The organism is Pseudomonas sp. S1(2024), from assembly GCF_046557535.1.
In genome coordinates this window covers 23,132-29,194 of record NZ_JBKGFP010000089.1, presented here as the reverse complement: position 1 = coordinate 29,194, position 6,063 = coordinate 23,132, and the positions used below count along the sequence as shown (strand labels likewise).

The window sequence follows — 6,063 nt, the reverse complement described above, 5'->3', positions numbered from 1 at the left end:
TGTCCGGATGCGCGGGGTGGTGCTTGGAATGAGACATCCGGGTTTGCCTGTGCCGGCCCTTTCGCGGCTAAAGCCGCTCCCACAGGGTGGCGCGGTACCTGTAGGAGCGGCTTTAGCCGCGAAAGAGCCAGTACAGGCAGTACAAATTCACGAACATGAATAAGTCTTGAGTTCATCTCAAATTTAATGAGTTTGTCTCAAGATGAAAGTGCCCGGAAAATCCCCTCATTCATTTATGCATGCTGAGGGACAAGACATGGCACTGGCACACAACCTGGGCTTTCCACGTATCGGCCGCGACCGCGAGCTGAAAAAGGCCCAGGAAGCCTTCTGGAAGGGCGAACTCGACGAAGCCGGCCTGCGCGCCGTCGGCCGCGAGCTGCGTGCCCGCCACTGGCAGGTGCAGAAAGACGCCGGCATCGAACTGCTGCCGGTTGGCGACTTCGCCTGGTACGACCAGGTGCTCACCCACTCGCTGACCTTCGGCGTGATCCCGCAGCGCTTCCGCAGCCACGACGCTGCCAGGCCCACTCTCCAGACCCTGTTCGCCATGGCCCGTGGCGCCGTGGGTGACAATTGCTGCGGCGGCGCGCACGCCCAGGAAATGACCAAGTGGTTCGACACCAACTACCACTACCTGGTCCCCGAATTCACTGCCGACCAACAGTTTGCCCTGAGCTGGGAGCAACTGTTCGAAGAAGTGGCTGAAGCCCAGGCCCTGGGCCATGCGGTCAAACCGGTGGTAATCGGCCCGCTGACCTACCTGTGGCTGGGCAAGGCCAAAGGTGGCAATTTCGACAAGCTGGAGCTGCTCGACCGCCTGCTGCCGCTGTATGACCAGATCCTCAACCGCCTGGCTGCCCAGGGCGTGGAGTGGGTGCAGATCGATGAGCCGATCCTGGCCCTGGACCTGCCTCAGGACTGGAAGAATGCCTACGAGCGCGTCTACAACATCCTTCAGCGGGCGCCACTGAAGAAGCTGATCGCCACCTACTTCGGCGGCCTGGAAGACAACCTGGGCCTGGCCGCCAACCTTCCGGTCGATGGCCTGCACATCGACCTGGTGCGGGCGCCCGAGCAGTACCCGACCATCCTCGACCGCCTGCCGGCCTACAAGGTGCTGTCGCTGGGCCTGGTCAACGGCCGCAACGTCTGGCGCTGCGACCTGGAAAAGGCGCTGGAGGTACTGCGCCATGCCCATGAGCGCCTGGGTGAGCGGCTGTGGGTGGCGCCGTCCTGCTCGCTGCTGCACAGCCCGGTGGACCTGGACCGTGAAGACCAGCTCGATGCCGAACTGCACAGCTGGCTGGCCTTCGCCGTGCAGAAGTGCCAGGAAGTGGCGCTGCTGGCCAAGGCCATCAATGCCCCGCACGCCGCCGACGTGGCCGCCGCATTGGCCCAGAGCCAGGCCGTGCAGGCCAGCCGCGCCGCTTCGCCGCGTATTCACAAGCCTGGCGTGCAGGCCCGGCTGGCAGCCATCAAGCCCGCTGACAGCCAGCGAAAATCAGCCTTTGCCCAACGTATCGTCAAGCAACGTGCGGGGCTCGACCTGCCGGCGTTCCCGACCACCACCATCGGTTCGTTCCCGCAGACCTCGGCGATTCGTCTGGCACGCCAGGCCTACAGGCAGGGCAAGCTGACCGAGGCCGATTACGTCGAGGCCATGCACAGCGAGATTCGCCATGCGGTGAAAATCCAGGAGGACCTGGGCCTGGATGTGCTGGTGCACGGCGAGGCCGAGCGCAACGACATGGTCGAGTACTTCGCCGAGCAGATCGATGGCTATGTATTCACCCGCTTCGGTTGGGTGCAGAGCTATGGTTCGCGATGTGTGAAGCCTGCGGTGATCGTTGGCGACCTGAGCCGGCCGAAGGCCATGACCGTGGAGTGGATCACTTATGCCCAGGGCCTGACCAGCAAGGTGATGAAGGGCATGCTGACCGGCCCGGTGACCATGCTGATGTGGTCGTTCCCGCGTGAGGACGTGAGCCGCGAAGTGCAGGCGCGCCAGCTGGCGCTGGCGATCCGCGACGAAGTGGTCGACCTGGAAGCGGCGGGTATCAGGATCGTGCAGATCGACGAAGCGGCGTTCCGTGAAGGCTTGCCGCTACGCCACGGCGCCTGGGCCCATTATCTGGAGTGGGCCACCGAGGCCTTCCGCCTGTGTGCTTCGGGGGTGCGTGACGAAACCCAGATTCACACCCACATGTGCTACAGCGAGTTCAACGACGTGATTGAGTCGATTGCGGCGATGGATGCCGACGTCATCACCATCGAGACCTCGCGGTCCGACATGGAGCTGCTGGCGGCTTTCGAACGGTTCGCCTACCCCAACGAGATCGGCCCGGGTGTGTATGACATTCACTCGCCACGGGTGCCGACCCGTGAGGAAATGGTCAAGCTGCTGCACAAGGCTGCCCAGCGTATCCCGGCCGAGCGCCTGTGGGTCAACCCGGATTGCGGGCTGAAGACCCGCGGCTGGCCGGAGACCGAGGCAGCGCTGGTGAACATGGTCGCAGCTGCCCGCGAGCTGCGTGCCACTGCCTGATTTTCTTGTTGCCTGTACCGGCCTCTTCGCGGGCTTGCCCGCTCCAACAGGGATATCACTGGATTCAGCTCAGTGGGGTCCCTGTGGGAGCGGGCAAGCCCGCGAAGAGGCCGAGGCTGCTTGAGTCAGTCCGAGATCACCGCTCGATTGCCAGGGCCACGCCTTGCCCGCCACCAATGCACAGGGTTGCCAGGCCTTTCCTGGCGTCCCGCTTGATCATCTCGTGCAGCAGGGTCACCAGCACCCGGCACCCGGACGCACCAATCGGGTGGCCGAGGGCAATCGCCCCGCCATTCACGTTGACCCGCGCGGCATCCCATTCCAGCGCCTTGCCCACGGCCAGCGCCTGCGCGGCAAAGGCTTCGTTGGCTTCGATCAGGTCCAGATCGGCCAGTTGCCAGCCGGCCTTGTCCAGGCAGCGCTGGGTGGCCGACACCGGGCCGATGCCCATGATCGCCGGATCTACACCGGCACTGGCGTAAGCCGCGATCCTGGCCAGCACCGGCAGGCCCAGGGCCTTGGCCTTGGCGGCGCTCATCAGCAGTACGGCGGCGGCACCGTCATTCAGGCTCGAGGCGTTGCCAGCGGTGACGCTGCCGTCCTTCTTGAACGCCGGGCGAAGTTTGCCCAGGGATTCAGCGGTGGTATCCGGGCGTGGCTGTTCGTCCCGCGCGAACACCTTGGGTTCTCCCTTCTTCTGCGGCAGCACGATCGGGGTGATTTCATCATCGAAGCGGCCGGCTTCCATCGCTGCCACCGCCTTGCGCTGCGACTCGGCGGCAAAGGCATCCTGCTGCTCACGGCTGAGGCCGTACTGGTCCACCAGGTTTTCGGCGGTGATACCCATGTGGTAGTCGTTGAAGGCATCCCACAGGCCGTCGCTGATCATGCTGTCGATCAGCTGGCCATGGCCCATGCGCTGGCCGGTGCGGGCCGCCGGCATCACATAAGGGGCAAGGCTCATGTTCTCCTGGCCACCGGCGATGACCACCTCGGCATCACCGCAGCGAATGGCCTGAGCGGCCAGGTGCAGTGCCTTCAGGCCCGAGCCGCAGACCTTGTTCAGGGTCATTGCCGGCACGCTGAAGGGCAGGCCGGCCTTGATCGCGGCCTGGCGTGCCGGGTTCTGCCCGGCGCCGGCGGTAAGCACCTGGCCGAGGATGACTTCATCGACCTGCGCCGGGGCCAACCCGGTCTGTTCCAGCAGGCGCTTGATCACGGCGGCACCGAGGTCTACTGCAGGCACAGTGGCCAAGGCGCCCTGGAAGCTGCCGATGGCGGTACGGGTTGCGGCGACGATGACCACGTCGTTCATGTTGTTGTTCTCCGTGCGATGGGCGTAATGCCTCAAGCATCGGTGGCTTTGGCTCATTTGTTAAGTTTGTTTTTCTTTGCGATTGATGTGTAAAGCAAATGAATGAGCGCGAAGCGACCTGCGGAACTATGCTCAGGGATGCGCTATTACACTCATCTGGATGGGAGCACATGCCCATGCGTACATTGATCGCCATGACCCTCCTGATCGGCAGCAGCGCTGCATTCGCCGCCACCGAATGCACCACCGCTGACAAAAGCACCTGGCAGGATCAGGAAAAATTCCAGGCGCAGCTCAAGGAGCAGGGCTACAAGATCAACAAGTTCAAGGTCACCGAGGGTAACTGCTACGAGATCTACGGTTTCGACAAGGATGGCAAGAAGGTCGAGATCTACCATGACCCAGTGACGGGCAAGGCAGTCAAGACCGAGTACCACGATTGAACAGCGACGGCACGGTACAGCTGTGGGACCCCCTGCTGCGGCTGTGCCACTGGTCGATCGCCGTGGTGTTCTTCGCCAACTACTTCTTCAACGAAGAGGGTGAAGACTGGCACCAGTGGCTGGGCTACTACGCACTAGCCGTTGTGGTGGTGCGTGTGGTCTGGGGCTTTGTCGGGCCACGCAGCGCGCGCTGGGCCGATTTCTGGCCATCCCCGGCAAGCCTGGTCGGACATGCCCGTGCGCTGCTGCATGGGGGGCTTGACCATCATATGGGGCATTCGCCGATTGGCGCCCTGGTGATGGTGTTGATGCTGACTTGCATCGCCGGCCTGGGCCTTACCGGGTGGGCGTCGCAGGAGGTGGACGCGCTGTTTGGTGTCGACTGGCCGATGGACCTGCACAGCTGGCTGGCCAACGCGCTGCTGGTGCTGGTTTGCGTCCATGTGCTGGCGGCCATCTACGAGAGCGTGCGCATGCGGGAAAACCTGCCGTGGTCGATGATCACGGGGCGCCGTCGGCACCGCGATTGACTGTGGCGGCCTCTTCGCGGGCTTGCCCGCTCCCACAGGAACTGCACAAATCTTGAGTCTTGTGGAGTGCCTGTGGGAGCGGGCAAGCCCGCGAAGAAGCCAGCACAGGCAACTCTGCTACACAGCCGGGCACTGATGGGTCACACAGTGAATCCCCCCGCCCCCCGCAGCAATGGCATCGATATCCAGCTGCACGATATCCCGCCCCGGATACAACGCCTCCAGCAGCCCCCGCGCTTTCTCGTCCGCCGCCCCATCGCCAAACTGTGGCGCAATGATCGCGTCATTGATCACGAAGTAGTTGATGTACCCAGCGGCAAAGTCATCATTGCCTTTGCTGAACCTGTTGCGCCGCCCGTGCAGCGGCGGCGACACGACGTGCACCTGAAGCCTGCGGCCCTCGGCATCGGTGGCCCGCTTGAGGGTATCAAGGTGCTTGCGCGTCACGGCGTAGTCATACGAGTCCGGATCGTTATCCAGGTTGGCAATCACCACCCCCGGCCTGACGAAGCGGGCATAGAAGTCCACATGCCCGTCGGTGATGTCCTGGCCGGCGATGCCCGGTAGCCAGATGATCTTGCTCAGCCCCAGCCTTTCCTTTAGCTCCGCCTCGATCTCGGCCTTGCTCCAGCCTTTGTTACGGTTGGCGTTGACCCAGCTGCTCTCGGTCATGATACCCGTGCCGTGGCCGTCCACCTCTATGGCGCCGCCTTCACCCACCAGGTCGCTGCGCTGGTAGCGGGCGCCGGCCAGCGTGGTTACGCGCCTGGCCAGTTGGGCATCGTTGCGGTGACGTTGCTTGTTGCCCCAGCCATTGAAGTTGAAGTCCACCGCCGCCAGAGCTCCGTCATCATCGACGACGAAGTTGGCGCCGATGTCGCGCATCCAGATGTCGTCCAGCTCGCACTCGACGAAACTTGTGCGCTGGCTGGCACAGTGCTGCTCGGCCAGCTCGCGCTCGCTGGCCCGGCAGAACACCGTCACTGGCTGATAGCGCGCGATGGCCTGGGCGATGCGACCGAGGGCGGCCTGCACATCGGCGGTGAAGTCCTCCCAGATCGCATCCTGGGCGCCAAAGGCGATGAATGCGCGTTGCTGCGGCTCGCCTTCGTCCGGCATGAACCAGCGCCCCGGTTCCTCGGCGCGGGCCAGGCCCAGCGGCAGGCCGAGGCTGGCACCGAGGCCGGCGGCCAGCGAAAGTTGCAGGAAGGTTCTACGGCTTGGCAT

At 63.8% G+C, this 6,063-nt stretch carries 5 protein-coding genes; 3 read left to right on the top strand and 2 right to left on the bottom strand.

Annotated elements, in window-relative coordinates; all coding sequences use genetic code 11:
* The first annotated feature begins 256 nt into the window (after positions 1 to 256).
* Positions 257 to 2,548: a 5-methyltetrahydropteroyltriglutamate--homocysteine S-methyltransferase gene (gene metE, locus ACLCGK_RS24735; RefSeq protein ID WP_015271791.1), complete on the top strand. Its 2,292-nt coding sequence runs from the start codon at positions 257 to 259 to the stop codon at positions 2,546 to 2,548.
* Positions 2,549 to 2,684: 136 nt separating this feature from the next.
* Here metE and ACLCGK_RS24730 read toward each other — a convergent pair whose 3' ends face one another.
* Positions 2,685 to 3,863 carry an acetyl-CoA C-acetyltransferase gene (locus tag ACLCGK_RS24730; protein WP_410953157.1) on the bottom strand — a complete coding sequence of 393 codons (1,179 nt, stop codon included), beginning with the start codon at positions 3,861 to 3,863 and terminating at the stop codon, positions 2,685 to 2,687.
* Between the two features lie 176 nt (positions 3,864 to 4,039).
* On the opposite strand from ACLCGK_RS24730, the gene ACLCGK_RS24725 reads away from it, so the two are divergent.
* Together ACLCGK_RS24725 and ACLCGK_RS24720 are read left to right on the top strand one after the other, a co-directional pair.
* The gene (locus tag ACLCGK_RS24725) at positions 4,040 to 4,306 is read left to right on the top strand and encodes a PepSY domain-containing protein (RefSeq protein WP_191472140.1); all 267 of its coding nucleotides are present in this window, start codon (positions 4,040 to 4,042) and stop codon (positions 4,304 to 4,306) included.
* Positions 4,303 to 4,836 carry a cytochrome b/b6 domain-containing protein gene (locus ACLCGK_RS24720; RefSeq protein ID WP_023661197.1) on the top strand — a complete coding sequence of 178 codons (534 nt, stop codon included), beginning with the start codon at positions 4,303 to 4,305 and terminating at the stop codon, positions 4,834 to 4,836. The genes ACLCGK_RS24725 and ACLCGK_RS24720 overlap by 4 nt, the downstream gene beginning before the upstream one ends.
* A 117-nt stretch (positions 4,837 to 4,953) precedes the next feature.
* Here the strand turns inward: ACLCGK_RS24720 and ACLCGK_RS24715 are convergent, their stop codons facing one another.
* Positions 4,954 to 6,063 carry an agmatine/peptidylarginine deiminase gene (locus ACLCGK_RS24715; RefSeq protein WP_410953156.1) on the bottom strand — a complete coding sequence of 370 codons (1,110 nt, stop codon included), beginning with the start codon at positions 6,061 to 6,063 and terminating at the stop codon, positions 4,954 to 4,956.

Excerpts from the sequence above, each read along its gene's own strand:
- metE (WP_015271791.1), top strand. The coding sequence starts at position 257 with ATGGCACTGGCACACAACCTGGGCTTTCCACGTATCGGCCGCGACCGC.
- ACLCGK_RS24730 (WP_410953157.1), bottom strand. The coding sequence starts at position 3,863 with ATGAACGACGTGGTCATCGTCGCCGCAACCCGTACCGCCATCGGCAGC.
- ACLCGK_RS24725 (WP_191472140.1), top strand. The coding sequence starts at position 4,040 with ATGCGTACATTGATCGCCATGACCCTCCTGATCGGCAGCAGCGCTGCA.
- ACLCGK_RS24715 (WP_410953156.1), bottom strand. The coding sequence starts at position 6,063 with ATGCCAAGCCGTAGAACCTTCCTGCAACTTTCGCTGGCCGCCGGCCTC.